The 22,340-nt window shown below is 69.5% G+C and carries 19 protein-coding genes; 11 read left to right on the forward strand and 8 right to left on the reverse strand.

Annotation, left to right across the window (positions count from 1 at the left end):
- Positions 1-91 precede the first annotated feature (91 nt).
- The 5 genes from KEG38_RS02655 to KEG38_RS02675 all read left to right on the forward strand — a co-directional run bounded on the left by KEG38_RS02655 (position 92) and on the right by KEG38_RS02675 (position 4,538).
- The gene (locus tag KEG38_RS02655) at positions 92-1,231 is read left to right on the forward strand and encodes a PEGA domain-containing protein (protein WP_272417375.1); all 1,140 of its coding nucleotides are present in this window, start codon (positions 92-94) and stop codon (positions 1,229-1,231) included.
- Between the two features lie 25 nt (positions 1,232-1,256).
- Positions 1,257-1,838 (forward strand): 16S rRNA (guanine(966)-N(2))-methyltransferase RsmD, encoded by a 582-nt coding sequence (gene rsmD, locus KEG38_RS02660; protein ID WP_272417376.1) that lies wholly within the window; start codon positions 1,257-1,259, stop codon positions 1,836-1,838.
- Positions 1,839-1,863: 25 nt separating this feature from the next.
- A complete protein-coding gene (locus KEG38_RS02665; protein WP_272417377.1) occupies positions 1,864-2,235 on the forward strand; it encodes a hypothetical protein in 372 nt (123 codons plus the stop codon).
- A 16-nt stretch (positions 2,236-2,251) separates the two neighbouring features.
- Complete coding sequence (gene truA / locus KEG38_RS02670; protein WP_272417378.1) at positions 2,252-3,085, forward strand: tRNA pseudouridine(38-40) synthase TruA; 834 nt, start codon at positions 2,252-2,254, stop codon at positions 3,083-3,085.
- 76 nt (positions 3,086-3,161) lie between these two features.
- Positions 3,162-4,538 carry a trypsin-like peptidase domain-containing protein gene (locus KEG38_RS02675; protein ID WP_272417379.1) on the forward strand — a complete coding sequence of 459 codons (1,377 nt, stop codon included), beginning with the start codon at positions 3,162-3,164 and terminating at the stop codon, positions 4,536-4,538.
- A gap of 1 nt (position 4,539) precedes the next feature.
- On the opposite strand, the gene KEG38_RS02680 is transcribed toward KEG38_RS02675, so the two are convergent.
- Positions 4,540-6,105 carry a serine/threonine-protein kinase gene (locus tag KEG38_RS02680; RefSeq protein WP_272417380.1) on the reverse strand — a complete coding sequence of 522 codons (1,566 nt, stop codon included), beginning with the start codon at positions 6,103-6,105 and terminating at the stop codon, positions 4,540-4,542.
- Positions 6,106-6,246: 141 nt separating this feature from the next.
- Positions 6,247-7,725: a serine/threonine protein kinase gene (locus tag KEG38_RS02685; protein ID WP_272417381.1), complete on the reverse strand. Its 1,479-nt coding sequence runs from the start codon at positions 7,723-7,725 to the stop codon at positions 6,247-6,249.
- A 167-nt stretch (positions 7,726-7,892) separates the two neighbouring features.
- Here KEG38_RS02685 and KEG38_RS02690 point away from each other — a divergent pair, with 167 nt between their 5' ends.
- The gene (locus KEG38_RS02690) at positions 7,893-9,095 is read left to right on the forward strand and encodes an exo-beta-N-acetylmuramidase NamZ family protein (RefSeq protein ID WP_272417382.1); all 1,203 of its coding nucleotides are present in this window, start codon (positions 7,893-7,895) and stop codon (positions 9,093-9,095) included.
- Positions 9,096-9,176: 81 nt separating this feature from the next.
- A complete protein-coding gene (locus KEG38_RS02695; protein WP_272417383.1) occupies positions 9,177-9,815 on the forward strand; it encodes a hypothetical protein in 639 nt (212 codons plus the stop codon).
- A 4-nt stretch (positions 9,816-9,819) separates the two neighbouring features.
- Here the strand turns inward: KEG38_RS02695 and KEG38_RS02700 are convergent, their stop codons facing one another.
- From KEG38_RS02700 to KEG38_RS02710, 3 genes are read right to left on the reverse strand one after another with little or no spacing between them, the layout of a single operon-like run.
- Entirely contained in the window at positions 9,820-10,788 is a 969-nt protein-coding gene (locus KEG38_RS02700; protein ID WP_272417384.1) for a GNAT family N-acetyltransferase, read from the reverse strand.
- 39 nt (positions 10,789-10,827) lie between these two features.
- The gene (locus KEG38_RS02705; protein ID WP_272417385.1) at positions 10,828-12,555 is read right to left on the reverse strand and encodes an acyl-CoA dehydrogenase family protein; all 1,728 of its coding nucleotides are present in this window, start codon (positions 12,553-12,555) and stop codon (positions 10,828-10,830) included.
- A 37-nt stretch (positions 12,556-12,592) separates the two neighbouring features.
- A complete protein-coding gene (locus KEG38_RS02710; protein ID WP_272417386.1) occupies positions 12,593-14,323 on the reverse strand; it encodes an HDIG domain-containing metalloprotein in 1,731 nt (576 codons plus the stop codon).
- 361 nt (positions 14,324-14,684) lie between these two features.
- Here KEG38_RS02710 and folP point away from each other — a divergent pair, with 361 nt between their 5' ends.
- From folP to KEG38_RS02725, 3 genes are read left to right on the forward strand one after another with little or no spacing between them, the layout of a single operon-like run.
- Positions 14,685-15,506 carry a dihydropteroate synthase gene (folP, locus tag KEG38_RS02715; RefSeq protein ID WP_272417723.1) on the forward strand — a complete coding sequence of 274 codons (822 nt, stop codon included), beginning with the start codon at positions 14,685-14,687 and terminating at the stop codon, positions 15,504-15,506.
- Between the two features lie 3 nt (positions 15,507-15,509).
- Positions 15,510-16,805: a diadenylate cyclase CdaA gene (gene cdaA, locus KEG38_RS02720; protein ID WP_272417387.1), complete on the forward strand. Its 1,296-nt coding sequence runs from the start codon at positions 15,510-15,512 to the stop codon at positions 16,803-16,805.
- Positions 16,802-17,746: a CdaR family protein gene (locus KEG38_RS02725; RefSeq protein WP_272417388.1), complete on the forward strand. Its 945-nt coding sequence runs from the start codon at positions 16,802-16,804 to the stop codon at positions 17,744-17,746. The genes cdaA and KEG38_RS02725 overlap by 4 nt, the downstream gene beginning before the upstream one ends.
- Positions 17,747-17,749: 3 nt before the next feature.
- On the opposite strand, the gene KEG38_RS02730 is transcribed toward KEG38_RS02725, so the two are convergent.
- Positions 17,750-18,799, reverse strand: coding sequence for a BMP family lipoprotein (locus tag KEG38_RS02730; protein WP_272417389.1), 1,050 nt, complete (start codon positions 18,797-18,799; stop codon positions 17,750-17,752).
- A gap of 65 nt (positions 18,800-18,864) precedes the next feature.
- On the opposite strand from KEG38_RS02730, the gene KEG38_RS02735 reads away from it, so the two are divergent.
- Entirely contained in the window at positions 18,865-19,542 is a 678-nt protein-coding gene (locus KEG38_RS02735; protein ID WP_272417390.1) for a hypothetical protein, read from the forward strand.
- 6 nt (positions 19,543-19,548) lie between these two features.
- On the opposite strand, the gene KEG38_RS02740 is transcribed toward KEG38_RS02735, so the two are convergent.
- Together KEG38_RS02740 and glpK are read right to left on the reverse strand one after the other, a co-directional pair.
- Positions 19,549-20,355, reverse strand: coding sequence for a UPF0158 family protein (locus tag KEG38_RS02740; protein WP_272417391.1), 807 nt, complete (start codon positions 20,353-20,355; stop codon positions 19,549-19,551).
- Positions 20,356-20,715: 360 nt separating this feature from the next.
- Positions 20,716-22,227 (reverse strand): glycerol kinase GlpK, encoded by a 1,512-nt coding sequence (gene glpK, locus KEG38_RS02745; RefSeq protein ID WP_272417392.1) that lies wholly within the window; start codon positions 22,225-22,227, stop codon positions 20,716-20,718.
- Positions 22,228-22,340: the final 113 nt, after the last annotated feature.

The raw sequence follows: 22,340 nt of genomic DNA on the forward strand, positions 1-22,340 counted from the left end.
GATCCTCCTCGCCCCGTCACCGCATAATTGCGGAACGAGCCCAAGGGAGGATAACGTGGTCGCGCGGAGGAGAGAGAGCGGCAAGATGACCATGCGCGCACCCCGATACGGTCTGGCGACGACGCTCGCGCTTGCGACGTGGATGTCCATCGGCGCGGCCCAGGCCTCCGAGCCAGGGCCGGATACGCTTCCGATCCACATCATTTCGATCCAAACGATGGACGCCGACGACCAGGCCGAGGCGCTCACGAAGGCGCTCCGGAACGCGGTCCGGGCAACTCCAGGCTGGTCGCAGGGCGAAGGGGACTACTCGCTCGAGGTGCTCACGCTCTCGCTGAAGTGCCCGGATCCGCCGGACGCCGGGTGTCAGTCGCGCATCGCCGATCAAATCCGCGCCGACCGGTACGTGTGGGGCAAGCTCGACAAGGGCAAAGGCGGCAACGTCACGGGCGAGCTGCACTTCTGGGTGCGTGGCAAGGGCACGACGGACCACAAGGTCGAATACAGCGCGAACCTGACCGAATCGCAGGACGAGGCGCTGCGCAAGATCGCCACCGACGCGCTGAACAAGCTGACGGACGGCCCGCCCAAGGGCGAGGTGAAGGTCAAGGCCGGCGCCGTGGCCGGCCAGGTCTTCGTCGATGGTCAGCCGCTCGGCGCGCTCACGAACGGCGAAGGCACGTTCTTCGTCCCCTCGGGCAAGCACAACCTCGTGGTCAAGGCGCCCGGATACGCCGACATGTCCACGGAGGTCACGGTCAAGCCGAACTCGCCGACGGACGTGGTCGTCGCGCCCGTGCCCGCCGGCGATACCTCGCCGACGAACTGGAAGCGCATCGGCGGCTTTGCCGCGATCGGCGCGGGCGTCGCGTTCGGCGCGGTCGGGATCTACGGCACCGTGACCGTGAACGGGGTCAACAAGAATCCCGACTACGATCAGAACCAGGCGCTCTACGACCAGCAAACGAACATCTGCGATCTCGCGCGCGGGAGCGAGCCGGTCGTCCCCGGCTTCAACAAAGTGCGGGTGGGCGAGCTCTGCTCGACGGGCGAGACGGGCCAGCTCCTGCAGCTCGTGTTCTATCCGCTCGCGGCCATCGCGGCCGGCGCCGGCGTCTTCCTCGTCGCGACGAGTGGTACGGCGTCGAAGGAAAAACCCACGACGGGTTTCATGGTCCTGCCCCGCGTCGATCGGACCGGCGGCAAGCTCGACGTCGGTTTCCGCTTCTGACCGCAAACGCTCTACCCCTCCTCCCATGCGCGTGATCGGCGGCTCGCTCGGCGGACGCAGGCTCGTCGCCCCGTCGGGGCATGCCACGCGGCCGACGAGCGATCGCGTGCGCGAGGCGCTCTTCAACGTGCTCGGCGACGTCTCCGGCGCGGCCGTGCTCGACCTCTACGCAGGCACGGGCGCGCTCGGGATCGAGGCGATCTCGCGTGGCGCTTCGCGCGTGGTGTTCGTCGAAAACGGTCGCCCCGCGCTCGCGGCGCTCCGGCAAAACCTCGCGTCGCTCGGGATCGAAGGCACCTCGCGGGTGATCACGCAGCCGGTCACGCGCGCCCTCGCGTCGCTCTCGCCCTTCGGCCCTTTCGAGCTCATCCTGCTCGATCCGCCGTATGCCGCGCTCGCGGAGGCCGCGCGCGTGCTCGAAGCGATCGCGGCCGAGACGTCGAACCTCGCGGCGCCCGGGGCGCGCGTCGTCTTCGAACACGCGAGCCGCGACGCCCCGCCGAAGCCCGGGCGCCTCGTCCTCGACGAGACGCGAATCTACGGAGATACGGCGATCTCCTTGTACACGCGCGCGGAGGACGTTCCCTCCGAGGCCGCGGATGGGTAAGGTATCGCCTCACCCCTTTCCAGCCATGAGCACGACCTCGATGAAACCCTTCGCTTCCCCGAAAGGTAAAGGCCCGGCCTCTCCGCTCCTCGCGGCGCTCTTCGTGGCGCTGCTTTGCGGCGCTTCGGCGTGCGCCTCCGAGGAGGGCACGACGCCCTCGTGCAACCAGGACCTCGACGGAGAGGGGCACATCGACAACGTGGACAACGGCTGCAACCCGTTCGCCACCTGCGTCGTCAACGGCAAGGTCTCGCCGCCGGACGAGTGCTGCAAAGAGGACCTGCAGGGCAACCCCCTCGAGGGCTACGCGCGCGACGCCTGCCTCTACGGCTACGGCGCCGGGCCCGCGCCGGGCAGCGGCGGCAGCGGCGGCGACGGCGGCGGCGACGGCAACTAGCCAAGCATCTCTTCCCATGAACGAGCCCGCTGACGAGGGCGGCCCGAGCTCTCTCCCCGACGGCATTCTTCTCACCGTCGCGTACGACGGCCGCACGTTTTCGGGCTACGCGCACCAGCCCGATCGCCGCACGATCGCCGGCGAGCTGCTCGCCGCGCTCCGCGCCCTCGACCCGACGATCCGCGAGATCCGCGGTTCGAGTCGCACCGACGCGGGCGTGCACGCCTTCGGCCAGCGTGTCGCGTTCGATCCGACGCGCGTGGTCCCGCCGCGTGGATGGGTGCTCGGCACGGCGAGGCATTTGCCGAAGGAGATCGCGGTGCGTCGCGCGTCGCTCGTGCCGCGCGGATTCACGCCGCGATTCGCGAGCCAGGGCAAGCGCTACCGGTATCTGCTCTTGCGCGATCTCGTGCGGGATCCGTTCCTCGAAGGTCGCGTTTGGCGCGTCGAGCAGCTCAGGGACGATGCATCGATTGCGCGCGCGGCGGCCGAGGCGAGCCTCGCCGTCGGCACGCATGATTTTGCCGCGTTCCGATCGGCCGCGGATCCACGGGAGAACACGGTGCGCACGCTGCGGCGTGTGTCGGTGGAGGTCGACCGGGACGATCCACGCCTCGTCCGGATCGAGGTCGAGGGCGACGCGTTCATGCACAACATGGTGCGCATCCTCGTGGGGACGTTCGTGGACGTCGCACGCGAGCGTCTCGCGCCCGGCGCCGTGTCGCGCGCGCTCGCCTCGAAGCGCCGGGACGACGCGGGCATCACCGCGCCGCCGGATGGGCTGTACCTGGTCTCGGTCACGCTCGCCGACGAGGGGCGTGACGCGTGGCCGAGCGAGACGGGGACGTGAACGGCGCGCGTCTTCCGCGTGCCATGGCGGCCCCGAGAGATCCATAATCGAACCCCTGCCTTCCCTCGGAGGAACGATGCGCCCTCGCTGCATGCTCGCCTCGATGCTGGTCATGGCCGGGCTCGGCTCGGCCTCTTCGGTCGCTTCTGCGCAAGTCCCGCGCCCGAAGGCCCCGCCGCCGCCCGCGCTCCCCGCGCCCGCGCGAGGTTTGCCCACGGCAGCCGAGGTGCGCGCGCTCGGCGATACGTTCGTCGCGGTCGCCGAGAAGACGAGCCCGGCCGTCGTGCAGATCGACGTGACGGTCTCGAGCGGCGACAGCTCCGCGGGCCGCTGGTTCCGCGCCGACGCGACGACGCGTGGCATGGGCTCGGGCGTGATCTTCTCGGCCGACGGCGCGATCCTCACGAACAACCACGTCATCGAGGACGCGCGCGCGATCAACGTGCGCCTCAAGGATGGCCGCACCTTGTCCGCGCGCGTGGCCGGCCGTGATCCCGCGACCGACCTCGCCGTGCTCCGTGTCGACGCGACGAACCTGCCCGTCGCGACGTTCGCCGACAGCGACGCCGCGCGCGTCGGCGAGTGGGTCGTGGCGATCGGATCGCCCTTCGGCCTCGGGCACACGGTGACGACCGGCGTGCTCAGCGCGAAGGGACGCGGCGGCGTGGGGATGAACGCGATCGAGGACTATCTGCAGACGGACGCGAGCATCAACCCGGGCAACTCCGGCGGTCCGCTCGTGAACCTCGACGGCCAGGTGCTCGGCATCAACACGATGATCGTGAGCAAAGGTCAGGGCATCGGGCTCGCCGTGCCCTCGAACATCGCGCGGCGCGTGGCCACGCAGATCCTGAAGACGGGGCGCGTGATGCGCGCCTGGATCGGCATCGGGATCCAGGACCTCACGCCGCAGCTCGCGGCCGAGATCCCGAGCGCGCCGACCGCGGGCGCGCTCGTGAACACCGTGGTCGCCGGCGGGCCCGCGCAGAAGGCGCACCTCGAGCCGGGCGACATCGTCACGAAGATCGGTGCGCGCACGATCGCCGACGCGCAGGACGTGATCCGCGAGCTCTTCCTGCACGACGACGGCGAGGTCCTCGCGATGGAAGTGATCCGCAGCGGCAAGCGCTACCAGACGAAGGTGACGCTCGAAGCGAAGAGCGAGACCTCTCCGCCTGCGCTCCCGGTCGAGCGGAAAGCGTCGAGCCCGCAGGGGCTCGGGATCACGCTGCGCGACGTGGATGGCGATGGCGGGAGCACGCTCGCGCAGATCGTGGCCGTGTCGCCGGACTCGCCAGCGGATCGGGCGGGGCTCAAGCGCGGCGACGTCGTGCTCGAGGCGGACTTCGCGCGGCTGCCGTCGTCGTCGGACGTGCAGAAGGCGGCGCAGGACGGGCGACTCCTCCTGCGGGTTCGTCGCGACAAGGCGACGTTCTACACGGCCGTCCGCTAGATCAGAGGTCGCTGCCCATCTTGCGACCGCCGCCCGTCGACGTGGTCGTCGGCGTGGGCGGCGGCTTCTTCGCGGTCCCCGTGCCCGTGCCGAGTGGCGCCGTGCCGCCCGTGCGTGCGCCCGTCGGAAGCGGCCCGCCCGTGCCGACCGGCGGCGTCGCCGTACCGATCGCGGCCGTGTTCGTCTCGGCCGGCGTCGGCGCTTCCGTCGGCGTGGCCGCGGGCGTCGGCGCGAGCGTCGGCGTGGGCGTCGGCATCGGCGGAGGGTTGGTCGCAGCGGCTTGTGTGGTCACGGCCGGCGGCGTCACCGGGGGTTTGTCGAGTACGAACTTCCAGACGATGAGCCCGCTCGCCGCCACGAGCAGCGTGCCGAGCAGGCCGATCGCGATCATCGCGCCGTTGCCGCTTTTCTGCGGCGCGCCGACGACCGTGAGCCCGGGATGTGACATGCCGAGGTTCGGGTGCGACATGCCGAGGCTCGTCCCCGGGATGGGCTGACCCATGACCATCGGGTTTTGCTGGCTCATGCGCGGATCGAACGTCCCGGGGATGCCCCCGCCGACCATCGGGCCCTGCTGGCTCATGCGCGGGTCGAACCCCGCGGGCAAACCGAGCGGCCCCGTGCCGACGAGCGGGTTCTGCTGGCTCATGCGCGGGTCGAACATGCCCGGCTGGATCGTGGGGATGCGGCCCGCGTTGAGCTCGGGGCCCGCCGGGTTCGCCATCATCCATTGCGCGACGGTGGCCTGGAATTCGCGCGCCGTCTGGAAGCGGATGTTCGCGTCGCGGATCATGGCCTTCGCGATGATCGCGGCGAAGTTCGGGTCGAGGTTCGGCACGACGAGCTCGGCCGGGTCGGGCGACTCGAGCGCGATCTTGAAGACGAGCTCGTTGAACGTCTGCGCCTGGAACGGCAGGCGTCCCGTGATCGCCTGGTACATGACCACGCCGACCGAGTAGAGATCGCTGCGCGCGTCGATCTTGCCGCCCCGCGCCTGCTCCGGCGACATGTAGTAGGGCGTGCCCATGACCGCGCCGGTCTTGGTCATGCTCATGTCGGTGTCGAGCGCGGAGAACTTCGACACGCCGAAGTCGAGGATTTTGACGAAGTCGCGCTGGTTCTTGTTGTTGATCAGGTAGACGTTGTCGGGCTTGAGATCGCGGTGGACGATCCCCGCGTCGTGCGCGGCCGCGAGCCCTTCGAGCAGGCCGTGGATGAGCGGCGCGAGCTCCTGCGGCGTGAGGCGCTTTCGCTTCTTGATGCGATCGCCGAGGCTCTGGCCGTCGAGGAACTCCATGACCATGAAGCGCTCGCCGGTCGGCAGGTTGCCGAGGTCGAGCACCTCGACGATGTGCTCGGAGCCGATGCGGCCCGCGGCCTGCGCCTCGCGCTCGAAGCGCTGGACGACGTCCTCCTTGCCCGAGACGGACGCGTGCAGGACCTTGATGGCCACGCGGCGATGGATGCGCTCGTTCTCGCCCTCGTAAACCGCGCCCATGCCGCCCTGCCCGAGGAGCCGGAGGATGCGGTATTTGCCTTCGATGATGTTGCCGGGCTGAAGCGTCATCGACTGCCTTGTCGGGTCGGGAGGAAGGTCCGGAATCGTTTCCGGAGCACGCGCGGGCGTTTCATCATAACGCGCGAAAGGCGCATGGAGTCGAGTTCTTGACAGCCGGGACGAGGGCCTCGCGTGATCCCCGAGGCGCGCTCACAAGTCGTCCGAAATGCGGCGCTTGCCCGTGCCTTTCGTGGTCGGCGCGGTGCGCGTCGGCCCCGTGCCGCGCGTGCTCGTGGCGGACGTCGGCGGCGGCGTGATGATCCGCGTGCTCCCTTCGACCGCCTCCGACGTCGGCACGGGCTCCACCGGCGTGACCGCGGGGAGCACGGCGGAAGGCGCGGGCGCTGCGGAAGCAGAGGGCGCAGGCGTCGCGGCCTCCTCGATCGGATCCTGCATGAAACGCACGGCCAGCATGATGAGCGCGCCCAGGACGAACACGATCACGAACGCCGCGCCGCCGACGATCGGGGCGAGCGCCTGGGAAGGACGACCGGCCTGCGGCTGCGGTCGTGCGGGCACGCCGGTGATCGCGGGAGGCAGGACGGGCAGCCCCGCGGGCGCCGGGCCCGAGAGGGGCGGCTGCCGCACGGACGGGGGCGGCTGGGCCTGGGCTGGCGGAGGCGGCGGGGTTGGAGGGGCCTGATGCGTGGGGAAGTGCGGCTTGCGGTCCATGATGACCGTGCCGTGGTCCGCGATCATCAGGTCGTCGTCGTCGTCCCCGGGGGCGCTCATGGAGGGCGATGGCGGGCGCGGAGGGTGCGGTGCAAGAGCCACCTCGGGGACGGCGCCGAGGCCACGTCGAGCCCGGAACGTGGCGAGCGCCTGCGCGAGGTCTTGGTCGCGTTGATACCGGACCCTTGGGTCGCGCGCCATGGCCTTGTGCACGATCGTCGCGAGCTCGGGGTCGACGTCCGGCGCGAGCCTCTTCAGAGGTGCAGGGTCCTGCATCACAATGCTGAAAAGAAGTTCATCTTCGGCGCTCGTGGCGAACGGCGCCTGCCCGGCGAGGCATTCGTAGAGGATCACGCCGAGCGCGTAGATGTCGGCGCGCGCGTCGATCTCGTTCGTGGTGCGGATCTGTTCGGGGGCCGTGTAGGGCGTGGCGTGGTCGGGCGGTTGCTTCTCCGTGATATGGGCCACGCCGAAATCGAGGATCTTGACGAGCTCGATGCGGGGCTCGTGCCCGCGCGCGAGGAAAATGCTTTCGGGGTCGAGGGCGCGGTGCACGACGGAGACCGTGTGCGCTGCAGCAAGACCACGAGCGACCTCGATGCCGATGCGGCTCGTCTCGTCGGCGTCGAGGCGGCCACGTTCGCGCATGCGTTGACGTAGCGTCACGCCTTCGCGGGGCTCCTTCACGAGGATGCGCGTGCCGCCCGAAATTTCGAGTTCGTCGAGAATCTTGTCGATGTGTGGTGACAGCGCGCCGTTCGCTGCACGTGCGTCGTGGGCGAACGAGGCGAGCGCGGCGGCGGGGCGTGTGAACCACGACGGCGCGAGTTCCTCCACCGTGACGCGTCGATGGATCTCGACGTTTTCCCCTTCGTACACGGGGCCGTGTTTGCCTTCGCCGAGCACGCGAAGGATGCGGAACCTGCCCCCGTAGATCTGGCCAATCTGGAGAGCCATCGATCGGCCCCACACTCCTCCGCGACCAAAGCCAACGTACCACGGCGCCGAAATTGTGCGCCTGCACATTAGCTAACCCCTTTGATTTCCTTGGTTTTTGTGGGTCGCCTGGTAAGGCTCGTGCTCACCCCCTAGACGACTGGCTAGGGCCGGGGTACGGCCGGAAAGTGCTCGTAGGACTCGATCGGCTCCCTCGCCTCCCTTCGGTCACCTCCCGTCTCAACCGCACGCGATTCGGCGTGCTCGCGCATCCGGCCAGCGTGGATCGGGGCATCGAGCACATCGGCGACGTGCTCGCCCGCATCGGCGCCAAGCCAGCGCTCTTCTTCGGACCCGAGCATGGCTATGGCGGCGAAGCGCAGGACATGGTCGACGTGCCGCACGCGCGAGACAAGCGCACCGGCGCTCCCATCATCAGCCTTTACGGCGATAACTTCGAAGACCTCTCGCCGCGGCCCGAGCATCTCGCGTCGATTGATGTTTTGCTCATCGATCTCGCGGACATCGGCACTCGCTACTACACGTTCGTATGGACCGCGCTGCTCGCCACGCGCGCCGCGGCCAAAGCCGGCGTGCCAGTGATCCTGCTCGACCGTCCGAACCCGATCACGGGCTCGCGCCGCGCGGTCGAAGGCCGCACGCAGGCGCCGGGTTTCCTCTCGTTCGTCGGCCTCGAGCCCATTCCGGTTCGTCACTCGCTCACGATTGGCGAGACCGTGGCGCTCTTCGCGCGCCGCGAGGGCATCCCGCTCGGCGACGCGCTCTCGATCGTGACCGTGGAGGGCTGGGATCGCGAGAAGTACGCAGATACGTGGGACCGACCGTTCGTCATGCCGTCGCCGAACATGCCGACGTGCTGCACGGCGATCGTGTACCCGGGCGGCTGCTTGCTCGAAGGGACGAACCTCTCGGAGGGACGCGGCACGACGCGCCCGTTCGAGATCGTCGGCGCGCCGTGGCTCGACGGGCATCAGCTCGCGCAGGGGCTCAGGGCAACGGGCCTGCAAGGGTTCGTCGCGCGACCCCTCACGTTCCGTCCGACCTTCCAGAAGCACGCGGGGCAGATCTGCGGCGGCGTGCAGATCCACGTCGCGGATCGGATGACGTTCCGCCCCGTCGCCACGTACACGGCGCTCGTCGCCCTGGCACGCCGGCAGAACCCGCAGAGCTTCGCGTTCCGGACCGAGCGGTACGAATACATCGACACGATCCCCGCATTCGATCTGCTCACGGGCTCGGATCAGGCGCGGCGCGCGATCGAGGCGGGCGAGGACGCGCGTTCGATCGCCGAATTCGTGTCGACGCCGGATCCGGCCTGGCCGGACGTGATGGCGGAGGCGAGCGCGGCCCTGCAAGAAGCGGCGATCTGAGCACGGACTTCCCGGGAGCACAGCTACCTGCGCCGCATTTTTGGCGCTACGCTGGAGCGTCGACCGAGGAGGCCCACCTGCATGATCACCGAGCCGGTCACGAAGGCGCTCGCAGGGTTCGATGAGGGGATCCGAAAAGACGCCGCCGCGTTCGTTCACGCATTCTGCAAAGATCTGCTCATCGAAGTGTCGATCTTCCCCGCGGAGGATCTGATCACGGCCGTGGAAGAGGCAGTGAACGCGGCGTCGGGGCGCGCGTCGTCGCCCGTGTTCACCGATCGCCTGCGCGGCATGCTGCTTGGTTATCTGCACGAGCGGATGGTCGAGCTCTCTCGCGACGGCGTGCTTCTGCCGACGGGCCTCGATGGCGCGCGTTTCGCGACGTTGTTGAACGAGCTCGAGCGGACCTTCGGCGTCGTGCCCGCGCCCGAGATGAGCGTGTACGTCTACGGGATCGTCGAAAACCGCAGCGGTCGCATGTTCGAGGTGGAGCTGCCTGGCCGAAAGGTGCAGCCGGAGACGACGCTCGATCCGAGCGAAGGTCCGCTCGGGCAACATCGAGATGCGCTCATGACGTTACGTGACGCGATCACGTCGGGGCGGATCGGGGTGAACGAGGCGAGCACGGGGTCGAAGAAGCGCGTGTCACTCGTGGGGTTCGCGCGTGTGCTGGAGAGTGAACCGATCTTCGAGGTGATCGGGCCGATGGCGGTGCGCTGAATCTTCAGAGCACGCGATCGAGATCGCCGTCGCCCCAGGCGTAGTACCAGCGGCGCGCGTCGAACACCGCGGGATCCATGCCCTCGCTCGCGTGCACCTGGAAGGGTTTGCCCTCGCGCGCGAAGAACCCGGCGCGTCCGAGGGTGCGCGCGTGCGGGCCGCGCTCGTTGAGCTGCGTCACGAGCGCGTCCGCGCCCGAGCTCGACGCGATGATCGAGAGCGCGTGACCAAAATCGTCCGGATGCGCGACGAGATCGACGAGGGCGACGCGCCCTCCCGCGCGTTCGAGCACGCAGAGGCCGAGCAGTTTGTCCCGGGAGAGGACGACGAAGGCGCGCTGCGCGCGGGCGGGGCTGTCGACGAAGCGCCACGCGTAATGGGCGGCGTCGCGCACGGGCGTGACGACGGTGTCGTCGACGGCGCGTTCGAAGATCCGATCGACGCGGGCGTCGCGTCCCTCGATCGGCACGAGGCGCGCGCCGCGAGCGACGAGGCGACCGAGCGGGCCGAGAAGGCTCTGCACGATGCGCGGCCGCGCGAAGCGGCGCACGTGGCAAACGACGCGCGCGCCGGCGCGTTCGAGGGCACGCAGGTTGTGCGGTTCGGGCGGGCCGAACATGACCTCGACACCGTCGGCGCGCATCATTTCGAGCGAGGCGCGGTGCATCGCGGTGGCGATGCCGCGACGTCGGGCCGAGGGGCGCACGTAGCCGTCGCCTCCGATCGAGCCGAGGCGCATGCGGCCGGCGATGAGCATGCGGCGCGGGAAGACCGAGGTGAGCCCGAGCGGCTCGCCGCTCCGTTCGTCGCGGGCGATCGCGGTCACCGCCCGCCCGTGCGGGTTCTGCTCGTAGAGCCAGGTGTACCTGCGCCCGACGTCCGACCCGGGCAGGTGCTCGGAGAGCAAATGCAGCACGAAGTCGCGGTGCCGTGCGTCGGCGCGTTCGATGAGAAAGCCTGGTGAAGTCGTCACGCCCGGACGCGGTGCAAAGCACGCGCCCGGCCGCCCGCGCTAGAGCACGTCGAACGGATACGCGCCATCGATGTAGGCGCGCCCGGCGATCGCCTTGCGCAGCTCGTCGTCGTTGCGCGCGAAGTCCGAGACGTTCTGCCGCAGGCGCTTGTGGGCCATGTTCAGGTAGAGCGAGCAGAGATCGATCTCGCGCCGCGCCCCGTCCTCGCCGCGCCGCTCGATCGCGCGCGTCGTGCGCGTGAGACACGCGGCCACGGCGAAGAGGTCCATCACCATGTCGGCGATGCGCAGCTGCGTGAACTGCATCTCGGCGATGTCGCGGCCATGCTTGCGCAGCACGTTCTCCGCCTGCACGGCGAGCTCGGAGACGTACTCCTCGAAGATCACGGCCTCGCGCCCGAGCAGCGGGTGCACGCGGGTCATGCGCTCTCTCCCGAGCGCGGCGCGCGCCTTGCGGAGCGCGAAATCGCTGAGCAAGCCGAAGCCCTTGATGGGCTCGCGCATGGCCTTCGCGACCTCGGCGAGCGCCTTGCCCGGCGCGGCCATGCCCGAGAGCGCGATGAAGCAGCGGAGGATCTCGTTCGTGCCCTCGAAGATGAGATTCACCCGCGAGTCGCGCAGGATCCGCTCGTACGGATACGCCTGCATGTAGCCGATGCCGGCGGCGATCTGGAGCGTCTCGTTGACCACGCCCCAGAGCGTCTCGGAGCCCTTCACCTTGCAGATCGCGCTCTCCAGCGAGTAGTCGGCGATCTTCGAGTCGACGAGGCCCGCCGTCAGGTACGTCATCGATTCGAGCGCGTACGTCTCGGCGAGCATGCGCGCGATCTTGTCCTTGATGAGGCCGAAGTCGCCGATGTTGCGGCCGAAGGCGCGCCGCTCCTCGACGCGCGCGATCGCCAGGCGGAGCAGCGTCTTGCAGATGCCGACGCAGCCCGAGGCGAGGCCGAGGCGCCCCGAGTTCAGGACCTCCATCGCGACCTTGAAGCCCTTGCCCACGTCGCCGACGACGTTCTCCCGGGGCACGCGCACGTTCTCCAGGAAGATCTCGGTCGTCGAGGAGCCGCGGATGCCGAGCTTGTGCTCGTTCGGGCCGCTCGTGACGCCCATGCCGCGCTCCACGATGAACGCGGTGATCTTCGGCTTCGCGCCCTCCTCGAGCGTGCTCGTGCGGGCGAAGACCGTGAACACGTCGGCAAAACCGCCGTTCGTGATCCAGATCTTCGAGCCGTTCAGCACGTAGGCCGCGCCGCCGTCGACCACCTCCGCGCGCGTCTTGATCGCCGCGGCGTCGGAGCCCGCGGAGGGCTCGGTGAGCGCGAAGGCCGCGATCGACTCACCCGTCGCGAGCTTCGGCAAATACCGTCGCTTCTGCTCGGGCGTGCCGAAGAGCAGGAGCGACTTGTAGCCGATCGACTGATGCGCCCCGAGCGTGACCGCGATCGAGGCATCCATGCCGCCGATCTCCTGCATCACGCGCGCGTAGGCCGCGGTGGAGAGACCAATGCCGCCGTACTCGGTCGGGATCTGCAGGCCGAACAGGCCGAGCGAGCGGAGGCCGTCCATCACCTCCTTCGGGATCTCCTGCTCGCGATCGATCTTCGCGCTGTCCACGTTCGCCGCGAAGAACCGGCGCACGCTGTCGAGGATGATCGACGTGTTCTGCCGCTCCTCGGAGGTCATCTCCGGGTACGGGAAGATCATGTCCTCGGCGATCACGCCGTGGAAAAGCGCCTTCGTGAAGCTTTGCTCGATCAGCGGGGGCACTTGCTTCTTGTAGCAAGTTTTCCCGCGAGGATCGCCGTCAGCTCGCGGACTCCTCGGTCGTCGCGGGCTTGCCCTCGCCCTTCGGTTCGGTCGATTTCGGGCCGTCCTTCGAGCTCTTGGGCTCGGGCAGCTCGGCGGGCGAGTGCACGACCGTGGGCGTCGCCTGCGCGCCGGTCACGATGGGCGTCTTCTCGGCCTCCTGCTTCGCGCTGTCGCGCTGCCACGGGTACTTGATGCGGCCGTGGTAGAGGTTCACGAGCGTCGTCGCCATGCGCGTCGTGATGATGCGCAGATCCTCGAGCGTGAGGCCCGACTCGTCGAGCTGGCCGCTCGAGAGCTTCGTGAAGATGACGCGCTGGATCATCTCCTCGAACTTCTTCTGCTCGGGCGGCCAGATCGTGCGGCTCGCGGCCTCGATGGAGTCGACGAGCATCAGGATCGCCGTCTCCTTCGTCTGCGGCTTCATGCCCGGGTAGCGGAAGTACTCCTGCGTCAGGCCACGCGGGTTCCCCTGCTCCTTGCACTTGTGCCAGAAAAACTCGACGACCTGCGTGCCGTGGTGCGTGTAGGCAAACTCGACGACGGGCTCGGGGATGCGGCCGTCGCGCAGGATCTTCGTGCCCATCACGACGTGCGCCATGATCGCGTCGGCCGAGACCTCCGGGTCGAGCTCCTCGTGCGGCGACTTCTCGCCGTGCGCGAGGTTCTCCACGAAGTACTTGGGCTGCACGGTCTTGCCGAGGTCGTGGTAGTACGCGCCGACCCGCGTGAGCAGCGCGTCGGCGCCGATCGCGCTCGCCGCGGCCTCGGCGAGGTTCGCCATCGCGCGCGCGTGCTCCCAGCTCCCCGGCGCCTCGGCCGACATCTTTCGCAAGAGCGGCTGTTCGAGGTCCGTGAGATCCATCAGTTTTTCGCGCGAAACATGGCCCATCGCGCGCTCAGCCGGATCGCGCAGCGCGCGCGCCAGGATGCCCGCGAGCATGCCGCCGCCGATGCAGCCGAGCACGTTCGAGCTCGTGCCGCGGAAGATGTCGGCGAGGAGGTTGAAGCGGCCCTCGTAGACGACGGTGAGCGCGATGAACACGACCGAGCCCGAGATGCCCGCGAGCGTGCCCGCGACGAGCATCTGCCGCGCGTGCTTGCGATCGAAGAAGAAGAGCGTGGCCGCGACGCCGCGCACGAGCAGCACCGACAGGAGGATGTTGTCGAAGCGCAGGAGCGAGGCCGCGACGAACGCGACGGCGAGGTCGACGAGGAAGGCCGTGCGCCTGTCGAAGGCGTGCGCGACCCAGAGCGGCAGCGCCGCCATCGGCACCCAGAACTCGGGCAGCGCCGTGAACAGGAGCATGCCCTTGGCGAGCGCGACGCTGCCCGCCATGAGGCTCAGGAGTCCGATCTGCGCGCGCAGGAGCCGCACGCGGTTCTGCCCGAAGCGCCGCAGGTACGCGGTGAGCATGAGGCAGACGATGAAATGGATGACGAACACCGAGACGAGCCGCGCCGTGGCCGGCGGCCTGCGCGTCGATTCGTAGGCGAAGGCGGCGCGGTGCTCGTCGTTGTCCTCGTGGAGGAGGGTGCCGCGCGGCACGATCACACGGGCGTGCTCGTACGCGAGACGGCCGGAGCGAGCGTCGCGGACGATACGCGGGCCGTAGGGAATGCGGAGCGTGACCGGCGCCGTCTCTCCGAGGCGTGGCGCCATGGAGGGCAGGTACAGCTCGAAGGTCCCGATGGCCGTGAACAGTGCCGCGAAAATCAGGCTCAGCACGAGGCCGGCCGTCGCCCCTGCTCGAACACGCGTGGCTAGCATCATTCGCTCGGGCCGCGGCGTGGCCTCGGCCGAATGCGGCCCGAGACGCCTCGGACACGCGGATCGGCCGACCGTAGCAGGCATTTCGCCGCGCGTCAGGGAGATCGCACGTGTCGCGCCACCCGAAGATCACGAACCTCGGGGCCGAGCCCGCACGGCGTCCGACTCGGCCTCGAAAAAGTCCAAGGATTTCGCGGATGGAGCGCGGCGTTTTTGCCGCACACCGTCGAAGATTGCCGGCCGGCTCGGAACTTGCTACGCACACACAATGTCGTCCCCGCTCCGCGCGCTTTTTTCGAGCCGACGGGGCGCGCTCGTCATGGGGGTTTGTAATCGGACCCCGGACTCTTTCTCGGATGGGGGACGATTCCTGGATGATGCGGCAGCCGTTGCGCATGTGCGGGGGCTCGTGATCGAAGGAGCGCACATCCTCGACATCGGCGCCGAGTCGACGCGGCCGGGTTCTTCCCCGATCGACGCGGCCGAGCAGATCCGGCGCATCGGCGGGCTGATCCGCGCGAGCGTGGAGCTCGGCGCGGTGGTCTCGATCGACACCACGCTGCCCGACGTCGCCGCGTGGGCCCTCGGCGAGGGCGCGCGCATCGTGAACACGGTCTCGCTCGAACCGGCGGCCGAGCTCGGCGCACTTTGCGCACACTTCGGCGCTTCGCTCGTCCTTATGCATTGCCGCGGATCGATGACCGACATGCGCGGCTTCTCGATGTACGACGACGCCGCTTACGGGGACGTCGTCGCGGACGTCGCGCGCGAGTGGACCGAAGCGGCCGAGCGGGCGCTCGCGAAGGGCCTCGCGCGCGAAGACCTCGTGCTCGATCCGGGGCTCGGGTTCGCGAAGAACGCGCGGCACTCGATCGAGCTCTGCGCGCGGCTCGACGAGCTCGCAAAGCTCGGCTTCCCGGTGCTCGTGGGGCCGAGCCGAAAGTCGTTCGTCGCGCGCGCGGCGTCGCCGGACGCGAGCGTGATCGCGCCGCCGGCAGAGCGGCTCGGCGGGACGATCGCCGCGGTGCTCGCGTGCGTGGCGCGCGGAGCTTCGATCGTGCGGGTGCACGACGTGAAAGAGGTGGTGCAAGCGCTCGCGGTCGCGGCGGCGATCGACGCGCGCCGGGGAGGGGACGCCTGAGCCATGCTCGACGGTCTGCTTCGCCTCTTCGCCGCGCGCCCGTTCCTGCAGATCCTGCGGGACTTCATCGACATCTTCATCGTCGCGTACGTCATCTACCGCGCGCTGCTCGTGATGCGCGGGACGCGCGCGATGCAGATGGGCATCGGGCTCTGCATCGTCTTTCTGCTCTACCTCGCGGCGAAGACGTTCGAGCTCGCCACGCTCCTGCACCTGCTCTCGTGGCTGCTCTCGTCGATCATCCTGATCGTCGTCGTCGTCTTCCAGAACGACATCCGCCGCGCGCTGATCCGCATGGGATCGAAGGCGTGGCTCGCCGGCGGGCGCGAACAGCAGTCGCGCGTCATCGACGAGGTCGTGGCGGCGGCGACGGAGCTCGCGCGCCATCGCATGGGCGCGATCATCGCGTTCGAGCAGGACGCGAACGTGCTCGAGTTCTGCAAGAGCGAGGGCATCGCCCTCGACTCGGTCGTGACGCGCGAGCTGCTCGTCAGCCTCTTCGTGCCGGAGTCGGTGAACAAGCTGCACGACGGCGCGGTGCTCATCCGCGACCTCAAGATCGCGCGCGCCGGCGTGTTCTTCCCGATGCCCGAGACGAAGGTGCTCGACGCGAGCCTCGGCTCTCGCCATCGCGCCGCGCTCGGCATCACGGAGGAGACCGACGCGGTCGTCGTCGTGGTGAGCGAGGAGCGCGGGACGATCAGCTTCTGCTTCAGCGGCAACATCGTGTCGAACCTCGACGGCCAGTCGCTCCGGCACGCGCTGCTCGGCCTCTTCGGGCGCTCGTCGCGCAAGAAGCAGAAGGCCGCCGCCGCGCGCAAGCCACCGTCCGCGTCGACGCCGGCTCCGCCGCAGCCCGTGCGCACGCCCCCGATCCCGGCGCCGGCTCCGGCCGTGCGCCCGTCGATCCCGACGCCCCCGTCGGTCGGCGCGACGCCGATGCCCGGCGCGCCGGTCCCGCCCGCCCCGCGCATGCCGCAGAGCGCGGCGATGCCGATGCGACCGGCCACGACCACGGAGATGCCGCCGGCCTCGGTCGCGGCGCCGACCTTGCGGCCGAACACGTTCGTGCCCACGGCGACCGTGCCGCCGCCGCCGCCGTCCTCGGATCCCGCGCCCACGGCCGCGGCCACGATGCCGCCGCCCGGTGTGGTCCCTGCGGGGCCGCAAGCCACGACGCCGCCGAGCACGCCTCCCAGTGCGCCCCCCGGTCCGCCTTCGAGCGCGCCGCCGGGCACGCAGCCCACCGCGCGCTCGGGTGAAGGCGCCGGCAGCCCCAGCCACGGTGACGACTCATGACGGCCAAGGACGGGCTTCGCGAGAGCGTCCGCGCGGCGCTGCTCGACAACATCGGGCTGAAGATCCTGTCGCTCCTCTGCGCGCTCGGGATCTACGCGTTCATCCACGGCGCCGAGAACGCGCAGCGCACGTTCTCGGTCAGCGTCGTGTCGATCATGCCGCCGGAGAGCGCGAACCGGCAGCTCATGACGCAGATCCCGAACGAGGTGAAGGTCACGCTGCGCGGCTCGCGCACGCAGCTCGACGACCTGCGCAGCGACGATCTCGGCACGCTCCAGCTCAACCTGCGCAGCGGGCGCGAGACGAACATCGACCTCAAGCCGAGCATGTTCCGCGTGCCCACGGGCGTGCAGATCGAGGAGGTGCAGCCGCCCTCGATCGAGCTCCGCTGGGACGACGTCGTCCAGCGCGAGATCCCCGTGCAGATCGCGCGCACGGGCGAACCCGCGCAGACGTTCGCGGTGAAGGGCGTGATCGGCTCCGAGCCCAAGGCCGTGCAGGCGCGCGGCCCTCGCTCGATCGTCGACGTCATGCAGTACGCACGCGCGGCGCCGTTCGACGTGACGGGTTTGACCGAGGGCGTCTACCGTCGGCCGCTGCCGCTCGACAAGCCGCCGAAGCTCGTGAACTACGACGTCGAGAGTGTGATCGCGACGGTCGAGATCGCGCGTGAGCTCGCAAAGAAGGAGTTCGCGAACCTGCGCGTGGAGGTCGTGGGCCTGCCGCGCGCCCAGACGACACCGCCGACGGTGAAGGTGCGCCTCGTCGGATCGAACGAAGATGTGAACGCGGTCTCGCCCGAGTCGCTCGTGCCACGCGTGGAGCCGAAGAGCTCCGGCGCCGACGTGAGCAAGCCGGGCAGCGCGTACCTCGACGTGCTGCTCGAGGTGCCGCACGTGAAGGTCGTGGTCGATCCGCCGAAGGTTCTCGTGAAGTGGTGAAAGTCAGCGCTCGGGGATCTTGATCTCCCCGCGGATCACGCGCTGCGCGAGCGCCTCGACCTTCTGCTTCGTGTCCTCGGGGATGCCCGCGGCGTGTGGCCCTTCGTCGACGTAGCCGACGGCGTCCTCGGCGAGGCCGAACGTGCGTAGCCCCGCCTGGAAGCGGCCCTCGGCCACGTCGCGGATCGTGTCGAAGACGGCGACGTCGCCGCGCTTGATCATGCTCGTCAGCACGGTGCCGGGCATCTCGTCGTGCTGATCGGTATCCACGCCGATCGCCTTCACGCCCATGTCGCGCGCCGCCTCGAAGACGCCGTGCCCCGTCGTTCCGGCCGCGTGGTAGACGATGTCCGCGCCCGCGGCGATTTCGCTGTTCGCGAGCGCCTTGCCTTTCACCGGATCGCGGAACGCATCGGGGGTCGTCCCCGCGAACCCCGCGTGCACCTCGCAGCGCGGACAAACCTCGTGCACGCCGGCGCGGTAGCCCGCCTCGAACTTGCGGATGAGCGGGATGTCCATGCCGCCGACGAACCCCACGTGGCCCGTCTTCGACATGAGCCCCGCGACCGCGCCGACGAGGAACGAGCCTTCTTCCTCGCGGAACCGAAGACCCGCGATGTTCGGCGGCATCACGCCCTCCATCGGCGGCGCGTAGTCGATGCAGGCGAAGCGCGTGCTCGGGAAATCACGCGCGACCACGTTCACGTCGGTCGAGAAGATGAACCCCACGCCGATCACGAGGTCGAAGCCACGCGCCGCGAAGAGGCGCATCGCTGCCTCGCGATCCTCTGCGCCGCTCGGCTCGAGCACCTCCGTCGTCACACCGAGCTCGCGCGCCGCGCGCGACAGGCCCTCGTACGCCGCGTCGTTGAAGCTCTTGTCGCCACGCCCGCCGACGTCGAACACGAGGCCCACGCGCACGTTCGCGTGTGGCCCTTCCGGGAGCGGCTCCTCTGCGCGCGCCGGAAGGAGCGTCGACGCGGCCGCCGCGAGCGAGACGACGAGCGTGACCACGGCGAGCTTCGATGCGGCAGGGGTGCTCCTTTCGGCCATGGAGCGAGGCTAGCGCAGCGCCACGCTCGATGGAGCGGCGCGCCCGCGGTATAGTTCGCGCCTCGATGCGTCCGGCCGTCCTGCTCGTCCTCGCCGCGCTCGCGTTCGCCGCGCCCGCCGGCGCCCAGACCGAGACGAAGCCCGCGCTGCTTGATCGTGTGGTCGTCCGCTGGCATGCGCCCGAGACGGGCGGTGTCACGCGTCCGCAGTTCGTTTACGAGCGCGAGCTCGCGTTCGAAGCGCGCCTCGAGGCCCTGGCCGATCCGGATCCGGATCCCGCTCCGTTCACGGATCGTCACGTACGCGCGGCGCTCGATCGCCATATCGCCGAGACGCTCCTCGCGAGCTTGCCCGTCCTGCCTGCGCCCGACGCGACCGAGATCGCGAGCCGCGCCGAGTCCGCGCGCGCGGTGCTCGAGCAACGCGTGAAGGGACGGGACAAGCTCATCGCCGCGGCGAAGGCTGAAGGGATCGGCTCGGACGAGATCGACGCGCTCCTGCGACGCCAGGCTCGCGCGAGCCTCTATCTCGACCGCATGGTCGCGCCGATGCTCGCGCCGAGCGACCCCGAGCTCCGCGCGCTCTTGCGCACGGGCACGACGCCGTTCACGGGTCGTCCGTACGAACAGGTTTCGGTCGCGCTCGGTCGGTGGGTCGTTTCGCAGCGGCTCGGCGAAGCGATCGCGAGTTACTTCCAGACCGCGCGCTCGCGCGTCACGGTCACGATCGTTCGCTCGCGCTAGCGCGCGTCAGGACGAAGCGGAGCGCACTTCGCCGCCGACGATCTCTTGCGAGGCGGGAGCGGGCTCTTCCTCGGTGTGCGCGTGGCTGCCCTCGTAATGATGGGCGAACGAGCGCGCGGCGCGACGTGCCTTCAAGAACTCCGCGAAGGCCGTGAGCGTGTCGAGGTCGCGCGGCCCGAGGGCGTCGGCGATGTCGCGAAGATTCTTTCGCAGCGTCTCGACGCTCTTGCCGCGGCGCAGCTCGCGCGGCGGTTCTTCGCGGATCTCGCGCGTGCTCGGGACGGGCGCGGCCGCGGCGGCGGTGTCCGCGGGCTGTCCTTCTGCGCGGGAAGGCGGCTGCTCGGGCACCCACACGGGGCGTGCGATCGGGTTCAGCGCGTGCGCGTTGAGCCACGCTTCCATGAAGATGCGGAGACGCTCGCTGCGGAACGAGAACCAGCGCTCGCGCTCCGGGCCGTAGCTCATCAGCACGTCCTTGAAGCGGCGGAAGGCGCCTTTTCCGTCGATCGCCTGCGTCAGCTTTCCCTGCAGCTCCGGGTCCTCCACCATCGGGATGAACCGCTCCATCCAGCGATACTGCTCGCGGGAGCTCACCGGATCGATGCGGAGGTAGTTCGCGTCGGCCGCGATGCGTGCGTGCATCTGCGGGTCCGCGACTCCGTCGACGACACGGAGGACATCACCTGTCACGAGGTGAAGGTAAGAGTGAACCTCGGGCGCGTTGTTCTCGAACGCGTCCTCCAGCGCCTCCCAATCGATCGGGATGTCCCGGTAGACCACCCCCGAGGTGGAAGGATTTTCAGGCTTCGGCATTTCCTCCTCATCGAGCGACACGACCCGACGTGTGGCGGGCCGGCCGGGCCTCTGCAGGGGAACCAAGTGAGAACGGGAGCTCTCCGTTGACATAGAATTTTACGCTCTGTGAGGTCGCTTTGGGGTGAACTCTCGCAACATAGTGCCTGTTCCCCAGGCCGGAAGCTCGGCCATCTCCGTGGGATGGGCCCCCCCAAGACCGGTTCGTCTCGGGCGTCGGGTGTGCCGGCTTGCCAAGCGTCCCACGTCTTGTTCCCAGAATACAGCGAGGTAGCAGGTTCGCGCCGGAAATGCTCGTCCAGCGAGCGGACGGGCGTGTCCGGCCGGAGTCCGTCTGTCCCGGGCGGCGGATCCAGGGCGTCAAGTGCGCGACGACCGGGTGCGGGCGATGGCGTCGGCCCAGCGGGCGAGATGGGCGTTTCGATCGGTGTCGGACATGCCGACCTCGAATGTCCGCTCGACCCGGGACATCCGGGCGGCGTCGCGCACGCCGTTGAAGAGGCCGGCGCCGACGCCGGCGAGCATGGCGGCGCCGCGGGCGGTCGATTCGAGCTCGATCGGGCGCTCGATCGTGATGGCCGCCGTGTCGGCCTGGTACTGCATGAGCAGGTCGTTGTTCGCGGCGCCGCCGTCGACGCGCATGCGGCCGAGGGGTTTGCCGAGGTCGTCGCACATGGCCCGGAGCAGGTCCGTCACTTCGAGCGCGATGCCTTCGAGCGTCGCGCGCGCGAGGTGCGCCTTCGTGGTGCCGCGCGTGATGCCGTGGATGATGCCGCGCGCGTCCGGATCCCAGTACGGCGCGCCGAGGCCGGAGAGCGCGGGCACGAACGTCACGCCTTCGCTCGACGGGACGCTCGCGGCGAGCGGCTCGATCTCGGCCGCGCTGCGGATGATGCCGAGCCCGTCGCGGAGCCACTGCACGGCCGCGCCCGCGATGAACGCGCTGCCTTCGAGCGCGAAGACGACTTCGCTTCCGACCTTCCAGCCCACGGTCGTGAGCAGCCCGAAGCGGCTCGCGATCGGCTGCGCGCCCGTGTTGACGAGCACGAAGGCGCCCGTGCCGTACGTGCATTTCGCGTCGCCCGTATCGAAGCACGCCTGGCCGAAGAGCGCGGCTTGTTGATCGCCCGCGATGCCCGTGATCGGCACGCCGTCGGGCAGGTGCGGGAAACCAAGCGTCTTCGCGATGAGCCCGGCCGAGTCGACGATCTTCGGCAGAACGCTGCGCGGGGCGCGGAAGAGCTCGAGCATCGCCGGGTCCCAGTCGAGCGTCGCGAGGCTCATGAGCAGCGTGCGCGAGGCGTTCGTCACGTCGGTCGCGTGCACGGGCGAGCCGCCCATCGCGCCGCCGGACAGGCGCCAGACGAGGTAGCTGTCGACCGTGCCGAACGCGAGCTCGCCGCGCTCGGCACGCTCGCGGGCGCCGTCGACGTTGTCGAGCAGCCACGTGAGCTTCGTGCCGCTGAAGTACGGATCGAGCACGAGGCCGGTCGTGCGTTTGACCGCGGGCTCGTGGCCGCCTTCGCGCAGCTTCGCGCACGCATCTGCGGTGCGCCGGTCTTGCCAGACGATCGCGCGGTGGATGGGCTTGTCGGTCGCGCGTTGCCAGACGAGCGTGGTCTCGCGCTGGTTCGTGATGCCGACGGCGGCGATGCGATCCCCTCTGACGCCGGCCGAGGCGAGCGCGGCCTCTACCGATTCGAGCACGCTTTGCCAGATGTCCTCGGGTTCGTGCTCGACGAGGCCGGGGCGCGGAAAGTGCTGGGGGAATTCGCGCGTCGCGCGTCCGCGGGTCGTCCCTGCCGTGTCGAGCACGAGCGAGGTCGTCCCGGTCGTCCCTTGATCGATCGCGAGCAGAAGGTCGGCGGCCATGGTTTCGGGCCTAGCCTGGCGGCCGCGCCGGGGGAAGGACGATCGGCGCGTCGAACCCCTCGCTTAATGTCACGAGAAGGAATACACTTCTGCCCGTACCGGTTCGGCGGCCG

This window comes from Polyangium jinanense (genome assembly GCF_028435265.1).
GTDB classification, from domain to species: domain Bacteria; phylum Myxococcota_A; class Polyangia; order Polyangiales; family Polyangiaceae; genus Polyangium; species Polyangium jinanense.